This is a genomic window from Pseudomonas sp. SAR267 (genome assembly GCF_052077595.1).
Classification (GTDB): Bacteria; Pseudomonadota; Gammaproteobacteria; order Pseudomonadales; family Pseudomonadaceae; genus Aquipseudomonas; species Aquipseudomonas vlassakiae.
The window spans coordinates 5739869-5758477 of the sequence record NZ_JBQIHU010000001.1 but is presented as its reverse complement, the minus strand read 5'-3'; the positions used below and the strand labels follow the sequence as shown (position 1 = coordinate 5758477).

The 18609-nt window shown below is 63.1% G+C and carries 13 protein-coding genes; 9 read left to right on the top strand and 4 right to left on the bottom strand.

Translation table 11 applies throughout. The annotated features are described in order from the left end of the window. Positions 1-101 precede the first annotated feature (101 nt). Positions 102-581, top strand: a complete 480-nt coding sequence (locus ACTORR_RS27290; RefSeq protein ID WP_313364840.1) for a GNAT family N-acetyltransferase — start codon at positions 102-104, stop codon at positions 579-581. 3 nt (positions 582-584) lie between these two features. On the opposite strand, the gene ACTORR_RS27285 is transcribed toward ACTORR_RS27290, so the two are convergent. Continuing rightward, positions 585-1718 carry an MFS transporter gene (locus ACTORR_RS27285; RefSeq protein ID WP_313364850.1) on the bottom strand — a complete coding sequence of 378 codons (1134 nt, stop codon included), beginning with the start codon at positions 1716-1718 and terminating at the stop codon, positions 585-587. 351 nt (positions 1719-2069) lie between these two features. Between ACTORR_RS27285 and mexE the strand changes: the two genes are divergently transcribed. The 4 genes from mexE (at position 2070) to ACTORR_RS27265 (ending at position 9140) form a co-directional block, all read left to right on the top strand. Further along, a complete protein-coding gene (gene mexE / locus ACTORR_RS27280) occupies positions 2070-3311 on the top strand; it encodes a multidrug efflux RND transporter periplasmic adaptor subunit MexE (RefSeq protein WP_054885304.1) in 1242 nt (413 codons plus the stop codon). Positions 3312-3323: 12 nt separating this feature from the next. After that, positions 3324-6503, top strand: a complete 3180-nt coding sequence (locus tag ACTORR_RS27275) for an efflux RND transporter permease subunit (protein ID WP_441344086.1) — start codon at positions 3324-3326, stop codon at positions 6501-6503. Beyond that, positions 6500-7918 (top strand): TolC family protein, encoded by a 1419-nt coding sequence (locus ACTORR_RS27270; protein ID WP_313365661.1) that lies wholly within the window; start codon positions 6500-6502, stop codon positions 7916-7918. The genes ACTORR_RS27275 and ACTORR_RS27270 overlap by 4 nt, the downstream gene beginning before the upstream one ends. A 166-nt stretch (positions 7919-8084) precedes the next feature. After that, positions 8085-9140 (top strand): tetratricopeptide repeat protein, encoded by a 1056-nt coding sequence (locus tag ACTORR_RS27265; RefSeq protein ID WP_054885307.1) that lies wholly within the window; start codon positions 8085-8087, stop codon positions 9138-9140. Positions 9141-9175: 35 nt separating this feature from the next. Here the strand turns inward: ACTORR_RS27265 and ACTORR_RS27260 are convergent, their stop codons facing one another. Beyond that, the gene (locus ACTORR_RS27260; RefSeq protein ID WP_409521040.1) at positions 9176-11242 is read right to left on the bottom strand and encodes a response regulator; all 2067 of its coding nucleotides are present in this window, start codon (positions 11240-11242) and stop codon (positions 9176-9178) included. Positions 11243-11462: 220 nt separating this feature from the next. Here ACTORR_RS27260 and ACTORR_RS27255 point away from each other — a divergent pair, with 220 nt between their 5' ends. Continuing rightward, positions 11463-12149 (top strand): type 1 glutamine amidotransferase domain-containing protein, encoded by a 687-nt coding sequence (locus ACTORR_RS27255; RefSeq protein WP_054885308.1) that lies wholly within the window; start codon positions 11463-11465, stop codon positions 12147-12149. Positions 12150-12281: 132 nt separating this feature from the next. Beyond that, entirely contained in the window at positions 12282-13088 is an 807-nt protein-coding gene (locus ACTORR_RS27250; RefSeq protein ID WP_262110293.1) for a CSS-motif domain-containing protein, read from the top strand. A gap of 16 nt (positions 13089-13104) precedes the next feature. Here the strand turns inward: ACTORR_RS27250 and hppD are convergent, their stop codons facing one another. Further along, on the bottom strand, positions 13105-14181 hold the full coding sequence (gene hppD, locus ACTORR_RS27245; protein WP_054885310.1) for a 4-hydroxyphenylpyruvate dioxygenase: 1077 nt from the start codon (positions 14179-14181) through the stop codon (positions 13105-13107). A gap of 301 nt (positions 14182-14482) precedes the next feature. Between hppD and ACTORR_RS27240 the strand changes: the two genes are divergently transcribed. Both ACTORR_RS27240 and rarD read left to right on the top strand, forming a co-directional pair. Further along, the gene (locus ACTORR_RS27240) at positions 14483-16069 is read left to right on the top strand and encodes a cyclic diguanylate phosphodiesterase (RefSeq protein WP_313364220.1); all 1587 of its coding nucleotides are present in this window, start codon (positions 14483-14485) and stop codon (positions 16067-16069) included. 31 nt (positions 16070-16100) lie between these two features. Beyond that, positions 16101-16988 carry an EamA family transporter RarD gene (gene rarD / locus ACTORR_RS27235; RefSeq protein WP_054885312.1) on the top strand — a complete coding sequence of 296 codons (888 nt, stop codon included), beginning with the start codon at positions 16101-16103 and terminating at the stop codon, positions 16986-16988. On the opposite strand, the gene ACTORR_RS27230 is transcribed toward rarD, so the two are convergent. After that, a complete protein-coding gene (locus ACTORR_RS27230) occupies positions 16951-18522 on the bottom strand; it encodes a TerC family protein (RefSeq protein ID WP_313364221.1) in 1572 nt (523 codons plus the stop codon). The genes rarD and ACTORR_RS27230 overlap by 38 nt on opposite strands. Between the last annotated feature and the right edge of the window lie 87 nt (positions 18523-18609).

Genomic DNA, 18609 nt, shown 5'->3' with positions numbered 1-18609 from the left:
CACACTAACGGAGTCGTCCTGATCTGCTACCGGTACAGTTGTATTAAATTATGCAGATACACTTCACTGTACCGTTAATTAAAAACCAAGGAAGCCCCTGCATGAGCCTGACCATCCGCCCCGCCGCTCGCACCGATGCCGCGCAGATTCTTGCCTACATCACCGAGCTGGCCGAGTACGAGCGCGCCCGCCACGAAGTGATCGCCACCGTGGCCGATATCGAGCACAGCCTGTTCGACGAAGGCAGCACGGTGCACAGCCTGATCTGCGAGCGCGACGGCAAGGCCATCGGCTTTGCCGTGTATTTCTACAGCTATTCGACCTGGCAGGGCCGCAACGGCATCTACCTGGAAGACTTGTACATCACCCCTGAGCAGCGTGGCGGTGGCGCGGGTCGGGATGTGCTGCGGTACATCGCACGCGAAGCGGTGGCCAAAGGCTGCGGGCGCTTCGAATGGAGCGTACTGGACTGGAATGAGCCAGCGATCGGCTTTTACAAGTCGCTGGGCGCCGAGCCGCAGGATGAATGGGTGCGCTACCGGCTCGATGGGGACAAGTTATTGGCGTTTGCCAAGGGCTGAAACTCAAACTACCCTGGGCGCGGCTCGCGCCCGGCGCATCACCACGGTGACCAGCAATATGTTGGTCAGCGCCAGCAGGCACAGCGTCAGCAGCACCCCCATCGAGCCAAAGTGCTCGAACAGAAAGCCCCCCACCACGGGCGTGAGTGCCTGCCCGATCAGCGACGGCCGCGACATGCGCCCCATCAGCAGCACATATTGCGCAGGAGGCATCATCGCCAGCGGCAACAGCCCGCGTACGATCGCCCGCAGGCCATTGCCGCAGCCGAACACCAGCAAGCCTACCGCCGTAGCTGCCGGGATAAAGGTCACCATCAGCAAACCGATCAACACCAGGCTCACCCAGGCGAGCGCGGTCCAGATCGGGTGACGCTTGCCCGCCAGAATCTGCAACACCCGCGACGCCACCTGGCTGGGCCCGAGCATCGCCGCCAGGCCGATGGCCACCGGCAGCGAATGACCCAACCCCTGAAGGACGGCCACCAGCTGTACGGCGATGGCGGTCATGATGATCGCGCCAATGGCGAACATGCTGGTCAGCAGCCAGTAGAGCTGGCGGTCGACGCCAAGGGTTTCGCCTTTTGCCGGCGTCTTGGCGGGGACTTCAACCCGGCCACCTGCGGGTAGCACTCGCCAGTACAGCGGCGCCACCACCACCATCAGCACCAGTGCATAGCACACGCACGTCGCCCGCCAGCCGAAGTGTTCAATGGCCAGGGCCACGGTCGGCCAGGACAGTGTCGAAGCGAAGCCGGCAATCAGCGTGATGCCGGTAATGGCCTTGCCCGCGCCTTCGCCGTACAACCCGCCGAGGGTGGCGAACAGCGCTTCATACAAACCCATGGCCATGCCAATGCCGATCACCGCCCAGGCCAGCAGGAACAGGCCGAGGGTGTGGCTGGCGGCCATGATCAGCAACCCCACTGCCACCACCGCGCCGCTGGCGGCCATTTGCGGGCGACCGCCGTAGCGGGCGACCAGTCGGCTGGACAATGGGGCCATCAGCGCCGAGACCATCAGGCTCAGGGACAACGCGCCATAGACCCATTGGCTGGGCCAGCCGGTGTCGCGGCTGATCGGGTCGGCCATCACTGCCATGAGGAAGAACGAGCCGCCCCAGACCAGGATTTGCAGCACGCCGAGGAGGACGATGCTGAGGGGGCCGGGCAGGCGGTGGTAAGTGTGCAAGGTGGGGCCTATTTCAGTCGCTGTGCGGGGGGCTGCACGGGCCTGTTCGCGGGCACGCCCGCTCCCACAGGGACCGCACTTCTTTCAGAGCTTGTGCAGGACCTGTGGGAGCGGGCGTGCCCGCGAATAGGCCAGTACAGCCTTAGAGAGCTTACCCGCAGTCACCGTCACATGCCCGCCATCGATGTTGGATGCGGACATATCATTGCGCGTGATAATAGCTTTCGCTCCGTTCGATTCGTGCGTCGCGCGCAAGACACTCACACTCCGCCCACTACTAATACATTGGCGGAGTTCTCCATGGATCACTCACTCAAACCCTTGCGCTTCCCCCTTGCTGCCCTGGCAGTGGTGGTGCTCAGCGCTTGTGGCCGCACCCCCGACGCCGTGCAGGCTCCCGCCGCGCCCAAGGTCAGCGTCGCCAAGGTCATCGAGCAGCCGATCAACGAATGGGACGAGTTCACCGGCCGCCTGGAAGCACCGGAAACCGTCGAAGTGCGGCCACGGGTCTCCGGCCAGATTGACCTGGTGGCCTTCACCGAAGGCGCCCAGGTGAAGAAAGGCGACCTGCTGTTCCAGATCGACCCGCGCCCGTTCCAGGCTGAAGTCCGTCGCCTCGAAGCCCAGTTGCAACAGGCCAAGGCCACCGCCATCCGCAGCGCCAACGAAGCCCGCCGTGGCGAGCGCCTGCGTGACAGCAACGCCATTTCCGCCGAGCTGGCCGAGTCGCGCAGCAGCGCCGCTGCCGAAGCCCGCGCCGGCGTCGACGCGATCCAGGCCCAGCTCGACCTGGCCCGCCTGAACCTCAGCTTCACCCGCGTCACCGCGCCGATCAGCGGGCGTGTCAGCCGTGCCGAATTCACCGCCGGCAACATCGTCACCGCCGATGTCACGCCACTGACCAGCGTAGTGTCCACCGACAAGGTGTACGCCTACTTCGACGCCGACGAGCGCGTGTACCTGAAGTACACCCAGCTGGCGCGCGAAGGCCAGCGCGGCCAGAGCACCCCGGTGTACCTGGGCCTGACCAACGAAACCGGCAACCCGCACCTGGGCCAGATGAACTTCGTCGACAACCAGGTCAACCCGCGCACCGGCACCATCCGCGGCCGCGCCGTGTTCGACAACCGTGACGGCCAGTTCACCCCGGGCCTGTATGCACGCCTGAAACTGGTGGGTAGCGCCCAGTACGACGCCGTGCTGATCAACGACGAAGCGGTCGGCACCGACCTTGGCAAGAAGTTCGTGCTGGTCATGGACAAGGACAACAACGCCGCCTACCGCGCCGTGGAACTGGGGCCGAAGCTCGAAGGCCTGCGCATCGTCCGTAGCGGCTTGGCCAAAGACGACCGCATCGTGGTCAAGGGCCTGCAGCGCGTGCGCCCTGGCTCGCCGGTGACCCCGGAAGAAACCCCGATGGCCAGTGAACAGACCCTCGCCGCCCTCGCCCAGCAGCGCCAGGCCCTGGAGGCCAGCAACCCGGCGCCTAAAGTGGCCGGCTCCACTGAAAAAGTCGCCAGCGCCCAGGCGCCACGCGGTTAAGGGACCCCATCGATGAACTTCTCGAAATTCTTCATTACCCGGCCGATCTTCGCCGCGGTGCTGTCGCTGGTGCTGCTGATCGCCGGTTCGATCTCGCTGTTCCAGCTGCCGATCAGCGAATACCCCGAGGTGGTACCGCCGACCGTGGTAGTGCGCGCCAACTTCCCTGGTGCCAACCCCAAGGTCATCGGCGAGACCGTCGCCGCGCCGCTGGAGCAGGCTATCACCGGTGTCGAGAACATGCTGTACATGTCCTCGCAGTCCACTGCCGACGGCAAGCTGACCCTGACCATCACCTTTGCCCTGGGCACCGACCTGGACAACGCCCAGGTGCAGGTGCAGAACCGTGTCACCCGCACCCAGCCCAAGCTGCCGGAGGAAGTGACGCGAATCGGTATCACCGTCGACAAGGCTTCCCCTGACCTGACCATGGTCGTGCACCTGACATCGCCGGACAACCGCTACGACATGCTCTACCTGTCCAACTACGCCATCCTCAACATCAAGGATGACTTGGCGCGCCTGGGCGGCGTCGGTGACGTGCAGCTGTTCGGCATGGGTGACTACTCGCTGCGCGTGTGGCTCGACCCGAACAAGACCGCGTCGCGAAACCTGACCGCCAGCGATGTGGTGGCCGCGATTCGCGAGCAGAACCGCCAGGTCGCCGCCGGCCAGCTGGGCGCCCCGCCCGCCCCCGGCTCTACCAGCTTCCAGCTGTCGATCAACACCCAGGGCCGCCTGGTCAACGAGGAAGAATTCGAGAACATCATCATCCGCGCAGGTGCCGATGGCGAAATCACGCGCCTGAAGGACATTGCCCGGGTCGAGCTGGGCTCCAGCCAGTACGCCCTGCGTTCGCTGCTGAACAACCAGCCGGCGGTGGCTATCCCGATCTTCCAGCGGCCAGGCTCCAACGCCATCGAAATCTCCGACGAAGTGCGGGCCAAGATGGCCGAGCTGAAGAAGGACTTCCCGCAAGGCATGGACTACAGCATCGTCTATGACCCGACCGTGTTCGTCCGTGGTTCCATCGAAGCCGTGGTGCACACGCTGTTCGAAGCGCTGGTGCTGGTGGTGCTGGTGGTGATCCTGTTCCTGCAGACCTGGCGCGCCTCGATCATCCCGTTGATGGCTGTACCCGTCTCGCTGATCGGTACCTTCGCGGTCATGCACCTGTTCGGCTTCTCGCTCAATGCGCTGTCGCTGTTCGGCCTGGTGCTGGCCATCGGTATCGTGGTGGACGACGCCATCGTCGTGGTGGAGAACGTCGAGCGGAACATAGGGCTGGGGTTGAAACCCCTGGAAGCCACGCAAAAAGCCATGAGCGAAGTGACCGGGCCGATCATCGCCACGGCGCTGGTGCTGTGCGCGGTGTTCGTACCGGCGGCATTCATTTCCGGCCTGACCGGGCAGTTCTACAAGCAGTTCGCCTTGACCATCGCCATTTCCACCGTGATCTCGGCGTTCAACTCGCTGACCTTGTCGCCAGCGCTGGCTGCCGTGCTGCTGAAAGACCACCATGCGCCGAAAGACCGCTTCTCGCGGTTCCTCGAGCGGCTGCTGGGCAGCTGGCTGTTTGCCCCGTTCAACCGCTTCTTCGACCGCGCCAGCCACGGCTACGTCGGCGGCGTACGCCGGGTCATCCGCTCCAGCGGCATCGCCCTGTTCGTCTATGCCGGCCTGATGGGCCTGACCTACCTGGGCTTTGCCTCCACGCCGACCGGTTTCGTGCCGGCGCAGGACAAGCAGTACCTGGTGGCGTTCGCCCAGCTGCCCGACGCCGCCAGCCTCGACCGTACCGAGGCGGTGATCAAGCGCATGAGCGAAATCGCCCTGGAGCAACCGGGCGTAGCCGATTCGGTAGCCTTCCCGGGCCTGTCGATCAACGGCTTCACCAACAGCCCGAACAGCGGCATCGTGTTCACCCCGCTCAAGCCGTTCGACGAGCGCAAGGACCCGAGCCAGTCGGCTGCGGCGATTGCCGCTGCGCTGAATGCCAAGTTCGCCGACATCCAGGACGCCTACATCGCGATCTTCCCGCCACCGCCCGTGCAAGGCCTTGGCACCATCGGTGGCTTCCGCCTGCAGATCGAGGACCGCGGCAACCTCGGCTACGAAGCGCTGTACAAGGAAACCCAGAACATCATCGCCAAGAGCCACAACGTGCCGGAACTGGCGGGCCTGTTCACCAGCTACCAGGTCAACGTGCCGCAGGTCGATGCCGCCATCGACCGGGAAAAGGCCAAGACCCACGGCGTGGCGATCACCGACATCTTCGACACCCTGCAGGTCTACCTGGGCTCGCTGTACACCAACGACTTCAACCGCTTTGGCCGCACCTACCAGGTCAACGTACAGGCCGAGCAGCAGTTCCGCCTCGATGCCGAGCAGATCGGCCAGCTGAAGGTGCGCAACAACCTCGGCGAGATGATCCCGCTGGCGACCTTCCTCAAGGTCAGCGACACCTCCGGGCCTGACCGGGTGATGCACTACAACGGCTTCATCACTGCCGAGATCAACGGTGCCGCAGCCCCAGGCTACAGCTCCGGCCAGGCCGAGGCGGCGATCGAGAAGCTGCTCAAGCAGGAACTGCCCAACGGCATGACCTTCGAGTGGACCGACCTGACCTACCAGCAGATCCTCTCGGGCAATACCGCGTTGTTCGTGTTCCCGCTGTGCGTGCTGCTGGCCTTCCTGGTGCTGGCCGCCCAGTACGAGAGCTGGAGCCTGCCGCTGGCGGTGATCCTGATCGTACCGATGACCCTGCTGTCGGCCATCACCGGGGTGATCGTGTCGGGTGGCGACAACAACATCTTCACCCAGATCGGCCTGATCGTGCTGGTGGGCCTGGCGTGCAAGAACGCGATTCTGATCGTCGAGTTCGCCAAGGATGAACAGGCCAAGGGCCTCGACCCGCTGGCTGCGGTGCTGGAGGCCTGCCGCCTGCGCCTGCGGCCGATCCTGATGACCTCGATCGCCTTCATCATGGGCGTGGTACCGCTGGTGTTCAGCTCCGGTGCCGGCTCGGAAATGCGCCATGCCATGGGTGTGGCGGTGTTCTCGGGGATGATCGGCGTGACTGTGTTCGGCCTGTTCCTGACCCCGGTGTTCTTCTTCCTGATCCGCCGTTTCGTCGAGCGTCGCCAGGCCCGCAAGGCCGAACACGCGCCTGTGCTGGAGAACCATGCATGAACCTGCTCAAACCCCTGACCCCGAGCCTGCTGGCGCTGGCCCTGGCAGCCTGCGCGGTCGGCCCGGACTACAAGACCCCGGACACCGAGCCCGCACACTTCGACAGCACGGATGTGCAGGCCAAGGCCTTCGACCTCAGCCGCTTCGAAAGCGTGTGGTGGAAGCAGTTCGACGACCCGGTGCTGAACCAGCTGGTGCAGGCATCGCTGGACGGCAACCGTGACCTGCGCGTGGCCTTCGCCCGGCTCAAGTCGGCACGGGCGATTCGTGATGACGCCGCCAATGACCAGTTCCCCGTGGTCACCAGCCGCGCCAGCAGCGAGATCGGCAAGGGCCAGATTCCCGGTCAGACCACCCAGCGGGTCAATCAGGAACGCTACGACCTGGGCCTGGACATGGCCTGGGAGCTTGACCTGTTCGGCCGCATCCAGCGCCAGATCGAGGCCAGCGAAGCCCAGGAAGCAGCGGCCCAGGCCGACCTGCAACAGCTGCAGGTGAGCCTGATCGCTGAGCTGGTGGACGCCTATGGCCAGCTGCGCGGGGCGCAACTGCGCGAAAAGATCGCCATGGCCAACCTCAAGACCCAGCAGGAGTCTCGCAGTATCACGCTGACCCTGCGCGACGCCGGGGTTGGCAACGATCTCGACGTCGTCCGTGCCGATGCCCGCCTGGCGGGGGTCGAGGCCACCGTGCCGCAGTTGCAGGCCGAACAGGCCCGAGCGCGGCACCGCATCGCCACCCTGCTCGGTCAGCGCCCGGACGCGCTGAGCGTCGACCTGTCGCCCAAGGCCTTGCCGGCGATCGCCAAGGCCTTGCCGGTGGGCGACCCGGCCGAGTTGCTGCGCCGCCGCCCGGATATCCGCAGCGCCGAACGCCAGCTGGCCGCCGCCACCGCCAATGTCGGCGTAGCCACTGCCGACCTGTTCCCGCGGGTAAGCCTCAGCGGCTTCCTTGGCTTTACCGCCGCCCGTGGCTCACAGATCGGCTCCTCCGCAGCCAATGCCTGGTCGCTGGGGCCGAGCATCACCTGGGCCGCCTTCGACCTGGGCAGCGTGCGGGCCCGCCTGCGCGGGGCCAAGGCTGACGCCGAAGGCGCCCTGGCCAACTATGAACAGCAGGTGCTGCTGGCCCTGGAAGAGTCGGCCAACGCCTTCAGCGACTACGACAAGACCCAGCAGCGGCTGTTGTCGCTGATCCGGCAGAGCGAGGCCAGCCGCAAGGCAGCCGACCTCGCCTCGGTGCGTTACCGCGAGGGCACGGTGGATTACCTGGTGCTGCTCGATGCCGAACGCGAACGCCTGAGCGCCGAAGACGCCCAGGCCCAGGGTGAAGTCGAGCTGTATCGCGGCATCGTCTCGATCTACAAGGCCCTCGGCGGTGGCTGGCAGCCTGAAACCGTCGCCAGCGCGCGCTGATCCTCTGTTTGCAACGACTCCTTTGGTTGGTTCCTCCCCCAACCGTTTGCCCCGCCGGCCTTGGTCTGCGGGGCTTTTTTATGGGCCGCTGGCGACCCGTTCGCTTGCAGCCTAGGGCATTCTGCCCCAAGCTCTGCCTTCCGACCGCCATGGACCGCTGCGTACGATGCCCAGACGCCACCGCTACCTGATCGCCGTGTTGTTGCTGATCCTGGTGTCGCTCGCCATCGTTTTCCTGCGCCGGGACGACAAGCCCGCGCCACCGGTGCTGCCGCCACACAGCTACGGCAAGGCACTGCGCCAGGCCCATGACGGCCTGCCAGGTGCCGCCCGGGTGCTTTACCAACAGCTGCAACGCGATGACCTGACGCCGATCCGCCGCGCCGCGCTGTATGCCGAATTACCCAACTACCCCTCGCCGCAAGCGCTCAAGCTGGCGCGCCTGGACCTGGAAAACGAGGACCCGCTGGTGCGTCGCGCAGCCATTGCCAGCATCCGCAAGCTACTGCCGCCCTCTCAGCGCAGCCTGGTGCTGGGGCCGTTGCTGGACGATGACGAACAGAGCGTGCGCTTCGCCGCCGTGGACGCATTGCTCGGTCTCGACCCCGATGCCATCGGCCTGTACTTCGGCCCGTTGCAGAGCGCACTGGAGCAATACCAGCAAGCCCTGGAAAAACAACCCGACGACGCCGAGGCCCAGGTACATCTGGCGCGCCTGTACTTGCACGAGAACGACTACGATCAGGCCGCCGCTGCCCTGCAGCGCAGCCTCGCGGTGGCCCCGGAAGGCCTCGACGCCCTGGCCACACAGGTGCGCCTTCTGGAGCGCCAGGGCCATCACGAGCAATCCCGCCAGGTGCTGGCCAAGGCCCTGGCGCTGCGTCCGGACTCAGCGTTCCTGCAATACGAGCTGGGGCTCTGGCTGATCCGCCATGATCAGCGTGAATACGCCCTGCTCGCCTTGTCCCGCGCGGTGGAACTGGAGCCGGAGAATGCCGACTATCGCTACACTCTGGCGGTCACCTTGCATGAGCTGGACCAGTCCGATGCTGCGCAAAAACAACTGGAAACCCTGCTCAGCCGCCAGCCAGCCAACCGCCGGGCGCGGGTGCTGCTGATCCAGTACTGGAAAGCGTCCGGCCAGTTGCAGAATGTCCAGGTCTTGCTGGCTGAACTGGAGCGGCAGAACCCGGACGATCCCTTCCTGCAGCAGGGGCTGTGACTGGCATTGGCCAGTGGGTTGCCGAAGGGGCCGGTTCAGTCGCTCAGCATCAGCAGGGCCTGACTCATCAGGCTGGCCAACGCGAACGGCTTGAGCATCAGCGCCGTGCCGGGCGCCTCGGACAGTTGCGGGTCCAGCGGTTGGTCATTGAACCCGGTGATGAACAGAATTTTCTGCTCCGGCACAAGCATGCGCATCGCCCTGGCGACCTGCCGCCCACTGAAACCTCCGGGCAGGCCGATGTCGGTGATGACCAGGTCGAACGGGCCGTGGTGGCGGAAGCGATCAAGCGCCGAATTCGCATCCCTCGCATCGCACACGTCGAAACCACGTTCCTGCAGATACTCCTTCATCACCGAACGCAGGTTTTCATCATCATCTACCAGCAGCACCCGTTGGCCAATGGCCCGGGTTACCACCGGAACCGGCTGCGGGGGCTGCTGCGCCACGTGTTCAAAGCATCGCGGAAACAACATGCAGACCTTGAAACCGTGGTCAGGTGCTGATTCAAGCCATACGTGGCCACCCGACTGGCCGACGAAGCCATACACCATCGCCAGGCCCAACCCGGCACCGTGACCCATGGGTTTGGTGGTGAAGAACGGCTCGAATGCCCGCGCCAGATCCACTTGGGGCATACCATGGCCATCGTCGATCACATACAAGGCGACATAGTCACCAGGCGGGACACCTTGGTCGTCGGGGCTCGCCGCCTCGAGGCGCTTGTTGATTGTACGCAACGTCACCACGCCACGGCCAAGGCACGCCTCGCGGGCGTTGGCTAACAGGTTCACCATGGCGGTTTCGAGCTGCGCAACATCCAGGCAGACTGCCCAGGGTTGTACGTCCAGCTCCAAGCCCAGTAGCATTTCAGTGCCCAGCACCTGATGCAACAGCGGTTCCATGGCGGCCAGCTGGCGATTGATGTCCACCGGCTTGGGTGACAGCGGCTGATGACGCGAGAACGCCAGCAGACGGTGTGTGAGCTTCATGGCGCGCTGTACAGAATCGCTGGCCAGGGACACATAACGGTCGATGTGCTCCAGGCACCCTTGCTCCATGCGTCGTTGCAACAACTCCAGGCTGCCGCCAATACCCGACAGCAGGTTGTTCATCTCGTGGGCCATGCCTCCGGCCAGATGGCTGACCGCATCCAGCCGCTCGGTTACCCGTAAAAGGCTATCGGAGTGGCGCAAGATATCTTCATGTTCCTGCGAAATGTCCCGCCCTACGGCCGTCAGCAGCGTGCCGTCGAAACTCGCCGTCCAGCGAAACAACCGGTAGTGCCCGTCCTTGTGGCGTAACCGCGTCTCGAGCTGCTCAAGCCCGCAGTCGTTGACGAACTCCATCACCGCCACCTCAACTTCGGCTCTGTCCGCAGGATGGACCAGTTCCAGGATCGGCTTACCGACCACCTCGCCTTCGGTCCAGCCCAGCACGCGCTGCCAGGTCGGGTTGGCCGCTTGCAGCCGCAGGTCGGCAGTCACGGCGATCATCGCATCGCGAGAAAGTTGCCAGATGTGATCACGATCGGCCAAGACGGACTGGATCATGCGCTCGAACGCCAATGCCTGCTCGCGCCACTGATGATGCGTGTCGACGCTGGCGCTGGTTTCGATCACCGTATGCAGAAACCCGACCACTTCGTGCTGTTCATCGCGTAACGGTGTGTAGCTGAAGACATAGCAGGCTTTGTTGCCCGTTTGCTTGTTCGTCAGCCATAGCGGCTGGTCTTCGCCAAAGATCGCCCCCCCTTCAAGCACCTGGAACACGCAAGGGCCAATGACTTTCCAGGCTTTTGCCCACAGTCTGTCGAACGCCTGCCCCAGGGCGTGACCGTCACATTCGAGCAAATTCGCGTAAGCATCATTGTGAACCACGGTCATCCCGGCGCCCCAGACCACCGCGCAGGGAAACGGCGAAAGCACCATCATGTCGACGGCGATACGCAACGGTGCCTGCCAATGCGGCAGCGGCCCGAGCGCGCTGTAACACCAGTCGAACCGCGTGACCTGCTCAGCCATGCCCGCTGCCGTTGCCGGCCGCGTGGCGAGTTCCATGCCTTGGGCTGAAGGTTTGCGCGGCGTGTCGTTTACCAGCACTGTCGTTTCCACCGTTGCGTTGGGATGAAGATTCCGTTTGCGCATCATCTGCCCGACCATCTGCCACTGCAATAGCTGCGCATCCAGCGTGCGCAGGCACCGACCACCAGCATAGGCCCGTTACCGAAGTAGCGCCTTGGCAAACGGAAGCTATGCTTAACAGGTTTTCCCCGCGCCACTGACCCCATTGCCCCACGACGACAGACCCGGGAGCGAGGTGATGAGCAAGAAGATTCTGGTAGTACTGACCAACACGGCCAAGTACCCGAGCCTGAAGCGGGCCACGGGCCTATGGCTGGGGGAAGCCGTGCACTTTGTCGAGGTCGCGCTGAAAGCTGGGTATGAAGTCGATTATGTGAGCCCGAATGGCGGCTATGTACCCATCGACCCGCATAGCCTGCAAATGGCCCCGGAGCTGGACTGGCAATGGTATGACGACACATCGTTCATGAACCGTCTGGGCGCAACATCAAGCCCAGGCGAGGTCAGGGCAAGTGATTACTGCGCCATCTACTACACGGGCGGCCACGGTGTCATGTACGACTTCCCCGACAACCCGCCATTGCAGGAGCTGGCACGCAGCATCCATGAAAACAACGGCGTGGTTGCCGCGGTCTGTCACGGCGTGGTCGGCCTGTTGAACATCAAGCTCAGCGACAACAGCCTGCTGCTCAAGGACCGGCAGGTCACCGGGTTTTCCAATACCGAAGAAAAACTGGCAGAGCTGGACAAGGTCGTGCCCTTTCTTACCGAGACCGAACTGATTGCCCGGGGCGGCAACTACAGCAAGGCCGACGAGCCGTGGAAGCCGTTCGTGGTTTGCGACGACCGGCTGATTACCGGGCAGAACCCAGCCTCGACGAGCCTGCTGGCCGAGCAGGTCATTGCTGCCCTTTCGCGGCGATGAGTCCTACACCTCAGCAGCGTAGTTCACCAAGCACGCATGGTTATGGATTACAGCAAGTACAGTAATTGATTCATAGGCTCACCACTTGGGCTGCCCATCTCGGGCAGCTTGGAAACTGGGGGCCGAACATTCATGTCGAGAATCAAAACTGCTGGGCAGGGTTTGATAGAACTGTTGCTGACTTTGGCAATAAGCCTGCTGCCGGTCGGCACCGGGCTGATGGTCATGCTTTATCAGCAGGACAAGAAGCTTGAAGAAACCGCACGAATCTCTGTGAAGGAAGCGATCTATTCCGTGGACCTGGCACTGGATCGCATACACGCATCCGCGTCTGCTGCACTGAAGTTGGCAGGGACCGCCTGCGAGAGTGCCCTGCCGCAATTGGTCGATCAGGTCACAAAAGCGCCGCATCTGCGTTCGTTGGCTTTGACCGTTGATCGCCGCACCTATTGCAATACCTTGAAAACGCCTTTTCCACCCGATGACATTTTCCCGGATACTCGTTCGCAATTTCGTCTGGTGCTGGATGCGCCAGCAACACCCAATGCGGTTCTGCTCGCCTATCAGCTGAGTGAGAATAATAAAGGGATCATTGCCACGTCCTATGGCCAGTTGCTGCGCAATGAGTTGCGGGCATTTCAGACGGGGCTGACGTTACTGCTCGAATTTGATGAGTTTTACATCTGGGCCGACGGCGATAGCCGCGATGCAGCGCGCCCATCACAAGTCGAGTTTTACCAGGAGGGGGGCTCGAGCAAGTATGGCTATACCGTCAAGGCAGGCTATGCCCACGGCTATGCGGCACACCAGACACACCAGACATTGAAACAGCTTTTCCCTATCTTGGCGCTGATAGGCGTCATTACCGGCTCGATCACGTACTGGGGCCTGTTCAGGCAACGTCGCCAGCGTGCTCGCAGCGCCGCCAGCAAAGGCTGACGGCGCCACAATTCACTCATTCGGCATTGAGCACGCCACGGCGCACCTGGTCACGCTCGATGGACTCGAAGAGGGCTTTGAAGTTGCCTTCACCGAAACCGTCATCCCCTTTACGCTGAATGAATTCGAAGAACACCGGGCCAAGCAGGGTTTCCGAGAAAATCTGCAGCAGCAGGCGCTTGTCACCCGGCTCGGAAGCGCCATCCAGCAGGATGCCACGGGCCTGCAGCTGGTCGACTGGCTCGCCATGCCCTGGCAGGCGCTCTTCGAGCATTTCGTAATAGGTCTGCGGCGGTGCGGTCATGAATCGCATGCCAAGGCCCTTGAGGGCATCCCAGGTCTTGAGCAGGTCATCGGTGAGGAAGGCCACATGCTGGATGCCTTCGCCGTTGAACTGCATCAGGAACTCTTCGATCTGCCCTGCACCCTTGGATGACTCTTCATTGAGCGGAATGCGGATCATGCCGTCAGGCGCGGTCATGGCCTTGGAGGTCAGGCCGGTGTATTCGCCCTTGATATCGAAGTAGCGGATCTCGCGGAAATTGAACAGCTTCTCGTAGAAGCCAGCCCAGTAGGCCATGCGCCCGCGATAGACGTTGTGGGTCAGGTGATCGATGATCTTCAAGCCTGCACCCGCCGGGTTGCGATCAACACCCTCGATGAAATTGAAGTCGATATCGTAGATCGAGCTGCCTTCATCGAAACGGTCGATCAGGTAAAGCGGAGCACCACCAATGCCCTTGATGGCCGGCAGGCGCAGTTCCATCGGGCCGGTTTCGATCTCGACTGGCTGGGCGCCCAGCTCCAGGGCCCGGGCGTAGGCTTCATGGGCGTTACGCACACGGAACGCCATGCCGCACACCGACGGGCCATGCTCGGCGGCAAAGTAAGAGGCGATGCTCTTTGGCTCATTGTTGAGGATCAGGTTGATGCCGCCCTGGCGGTACAGGTGCACGTCCTTGGAGCGGTGAGTGGCCACCTTGGTGAAGCCGAGCATCTGGAACACCGGCTCCAGCACGCCTGGTGTCGGCGAAGCCAGTTCGATGAACTCAAAGCCCATCAGGCCCATTGGATTGTCAAAGATATCAGCCATGTTCGTACCCTCATCTGCAGCGGAAATTAATGATTGCGTAGGATGTGGAACGGCGATGGTGGAGAGCATGGGATACCGCGCACGCTGCGGGCGAGGAAGTCACCAATGATCAGCTTGAACCCATGGTATGTCATATGGACCCATTCTCTGCGAGGGTTGACCCTTCAGAAACGAAGGACCTTATTGTTGTATTCGTAAACCGATTCTACAGTGCGTAAATTGCTTTGTCGCGCTTTAGTTCGCCACCTGCGCCGACAAACGGCTATCCTCAACACGTCAATCATCAGGAAGATCCCCCAGCATGCCGCTCACCGCCAAACGCCCCGCTCGCTGGAGCTGGCGCACGCTGCTGCCCTGGATCGTCAGCGTGGTGCCGCTTGCCTGCGGCCTGGCGGTAATGAACTGGCAGATCGAGCGCGAATTGCGCGCCAGCAGCGAGGCGACGACACGCCAGGTGATCGAACATGTCGACCATATTCTGGACAACCTGGCCAATGCCGCGCTGACCCTGCTGCCACTGGCCGGCACCCCCTGCGCAGATGCCCAGCTGGCCTTGCGCAGCCAGGTCACGCGCAATGCCTTCGTGCGTTCGACCAACCTGTTCCAGCACCATAACCTGTACTGCAGTTCGCTGTTCGGCGATTTCGACGAACAGGTCGAGACCAATGACTACACCGATGGTCGGCTATGGCTGATGGATGGCAATTCGGTAACGCCTGGCCATCCCCTGCTGGTCTATCGCGCCAGCGATGGCGACCGCGGCGCGATCACCACCGTCGATGGCGACCATCTGCTCACAGCCTTGCGCCTGATTGGCCCGGAGGAAATCCTGCAGATCCGTGTCGGCAAGGCCTGGATGGGCAAGGACGGCGTAGTGCATGAAGGCGTGCCACCGGCAGCCGCCGCCGCCGATGTGACGCTGGGCTCGACCCGCTACCCGTTCAGCGTGCACGGCGGCTACGAAGCCGGCAAACAAGGTGAAGTGCTACGCAGCCACTACCCCGCCCTGCTCAGCCTGCTGCTGGTACTCGGCGTGGTGGCCGGTTGCGCCTGCCGCTGGCAGATTCGCCGGGCCAGCTCGCCGCGTGCCGAGCTGCGCCGGGCGCTGGAGGCGGACGAGTTTCTGCCGTACTTCCAACCCGTGGTGCGCAAGGGCGACTACCGCTGGGCCGGAGCTGAAGTGCTGATGCGCTGGAACCATCCCCGTGAGGGCCTGGTGCGTCCGGACCTGTTCATCCCCTATGCCGAACACAGCGGCCAGATCGTCGCCATGACCCGTGCCCTCATGCTGCACACTGCGCAAAGTCTTGCCCCCTACACCGCGCTGTTGGAGGACGGTTTCCACATCGGCATCAACATTACCGCCGATCACTGCCGCGACCTGAGCCTGCTCGACGACTGCCGCACCTTCCTCCAGCATTTTCCCCCAGGGCGAGTCCGGCTGACCCTGGAGCTGACCGAGCGCAAGCTGCTTGAAGCCACACCGGTAGCCCTCGAACTGTTCACCAAACTGCATGACATGGGGGTGATGATCGCCCTGGATGACTTCGGCACCGGCCAGTCGAGCCTCAATTACCTGCGCCAGTTCAAGGTCGACTACCTGAAGATCGACCAGAGTTTCGTGGCCATGATCGGTGGTGACGCGCTGTCGCAACACATACTGGACAGCATCATCGAACTGTCCGCCAAGCTGGGCCTGGGCATCGTTGCCGAAGGGGTGGAAACCGACGTGCAGCGTGACTACCTGGCACGCAGCGGGGTGGACTTCCAGCAAGGCTATCTGTTTGCCCGGCCGATGCCGGCGGCCGACTTCCTCAAGGCACTCGCTACCCACCCGGCGGTTGCGCGGTTGCCGCAAGACGCGGCCCCTGAGATCATGCGCGGCTGATCCACCCGCTCACTCCCTATCCGAGGCATTCGTGTCAAAAGGCATTATTTCGTCGGTCATGGCGTCCTGTCTGTTCGCCGTGATGTATTTCTATACCTCCTTGCTGTCGCCGCTCGACGGCGAAGAGATCTTTGGCTGGCGCACGTTGTTGACCCTGCCCTGCCTCACCCTGTTCATGTTGGCCAGCAAAGACTGGAAGCGCGTCGGTGAACTGCTCGCCCGCGTGCGCCGGACGCCGACCCTGCTGCTGGGCATGGTCGGTACCTCGTGGTTGATGGGGGTGCAGCTGTGGCTGTTCCTCTGGGCGCCGTTGCACGGGCGTAGCCTGGAAGTGTCGATGGGCTATTTCCTGCTGCCGCTGGCAATGGTGCTGACCGGGCGCCTGGTGTATGGCGAGCGCTTGTCACGCCTGCAACAAGTGGCGGTCGGCTGCGCCGCGCTGGGTGTCGGGCACGAGTTGTACCAGAATGGCAGCTTCGCCTGGGAAACCTTGTTGGTGACGATCGGCTACCCGATCTACTTCGTCTTGCGGCGACGCTGCCGCACCGACCACCTGGGTGGCCTGTGGTGCGACATGTGCCTGTTGCTGCCCTGGGCGCTGTATTTCGTCACCCAGGGGCCGTTGACGACGGCCGATCTGCACCAGCACCCAGGCCTGTATGCTCTGATTCCACTGCTAGGGGCGATCAGCGCCTGCGCACTGATCGCCTACGTGCTGGCCAGCCGCCTGTTGCCGTTCAGCCTGTTCGGCCTGCTCAGCTACGTCGAGCCGGTGTTGCTGGTGGGCGTCGCCCTGCTACTGGGCGAAACCATCGGCCCGGATCAGTGGCTGACCTACCTGCCGATCTGGGCCGCGGTGCTGGTGCTGGTGCTTGAAGGCTTCAAGCACCTGATGCGTCAGCGTCGGCGCTCGGTGTAAGGCGCACCTGGCGTACCCGGCGCTCCTCCACCGCCACCACAATCATGCGCCAACCGTTCCAGGCCAACTGGTCACCCACCACCGGCAGGCGGTCCAGCAAGCTCATCACCAGTCCTGCCAGGGTCTGGTAGTCCTCGGTGGCGCGGGCGCTGAAGCCTGTCCGCGCCTGGACCTGGCTCAGGTTCAGGGCACCACTGACGACAAAGCTGCCATCTTCCTCGATGATCGCCGGGCCTTCCACCTCGCTGGCATCCGGCAACTCACCGGCGATCGACTCGAGAATGTCGGTCATGGTCAGCAGACCAGTGAAATCGCCGAACTCGTTGATCACGAAGGCAATGTGCGTTGACTGGCTACGCATTTGCTCGAGGGCGTTGAGGATGCTGAAACTCTCCAGCAGGTTCAACGGCGCCCGGGCCATGCGCTCCAGGTCCGGCTGGCTGCCAGACAGGAATTCCTTGAGCAACTCCTTCTTGTGCACGAAGCCCAGCGGTTCCTCGATATGGCCGTCGCGAATCAACGGCAGGCGTGAATACGGCGAGTTGGCCAGCGCCTCGGTAATGGCCTGCGCGGGTTGCGCCAGGTCAAGCACGTCGACCTCGGCACGCGCGGTCATCACCGTGCGGATCGGCCGCTCGGCCAGGTTCAGCACGCCGCTGATCATCACCCGCTCACGGCGGTCGAACAGCACCTGCTCTTCGCCCCCTTCGACCAGGTCGGCGATTTCTTCGCCCACCTCGTCAGCCTCGACCCGGCGGCCACCCAGCAGGCGCAGCACCGCATGCGCGGTACGCTCACGCAGTGGCCGGTGCTGCTGCAGGCTGCGCTTGCGGCGGGCACGGGCCAACTGGTTGAACAGCTCGATGAGAATCGAGAAGCCAATGGCCGCGTACAGGTAGCCTTTCGGGATATGGAAGCCCAGGCCTTCGGCGGTGAGGCTGAAACCGATCATCATCAGGAAGCCCAGACACAGCATGATCACCGTCGGGTGCGCGTTGACGAAACGGGTCAATGGTTTGCTGGCGACGATCATGATGCCGATCGAGAAGATCACTGCGATCATCATCACCGACAATTCTTCGACCATGCCAACGGCCGTGATCACCGCGTCCAGCGAGAACACCGCGTCGAGCACGACGATCTGCGCCACGATCGGCCAGAACAAGGCATGACGCACGGCTCCCGTAGCCTGGGTGGCATGCCCTTCCAGGCGTTCGTGCAATTCCATGGTCGCCTTGAACAGCAGGAACACACCGCCGAACAGCATGATCAGGTCACGGCCAGAGAAGCTTTTGCCGAACACTTCGAACAGCGGTGCGGTCAGGGTGACCATCCACGAGATACTGGCCAACAGGCCCAAACGCATGATCAGCGCCAGGCTAAGGCCGATGACCCGCGCGCGGTCGCGCTGATGCGGTGGCAGCTTGTCGGCGAGGATGGCGATGAACACCAGGTTGTCGATACCCAGCACCAGCTCGAGGACGATAAGGGTCAACAGGCCTAGCCAGGCCGTAGGATCAGCTAGCCATTCCATTAGCGGGTACTCACGAAGAAGGCGTCACGCAGACGAAGGGGGGATGGCCGGGACGGCCAGGGACTGGGGGGTTCCGCGAAGGTGCTC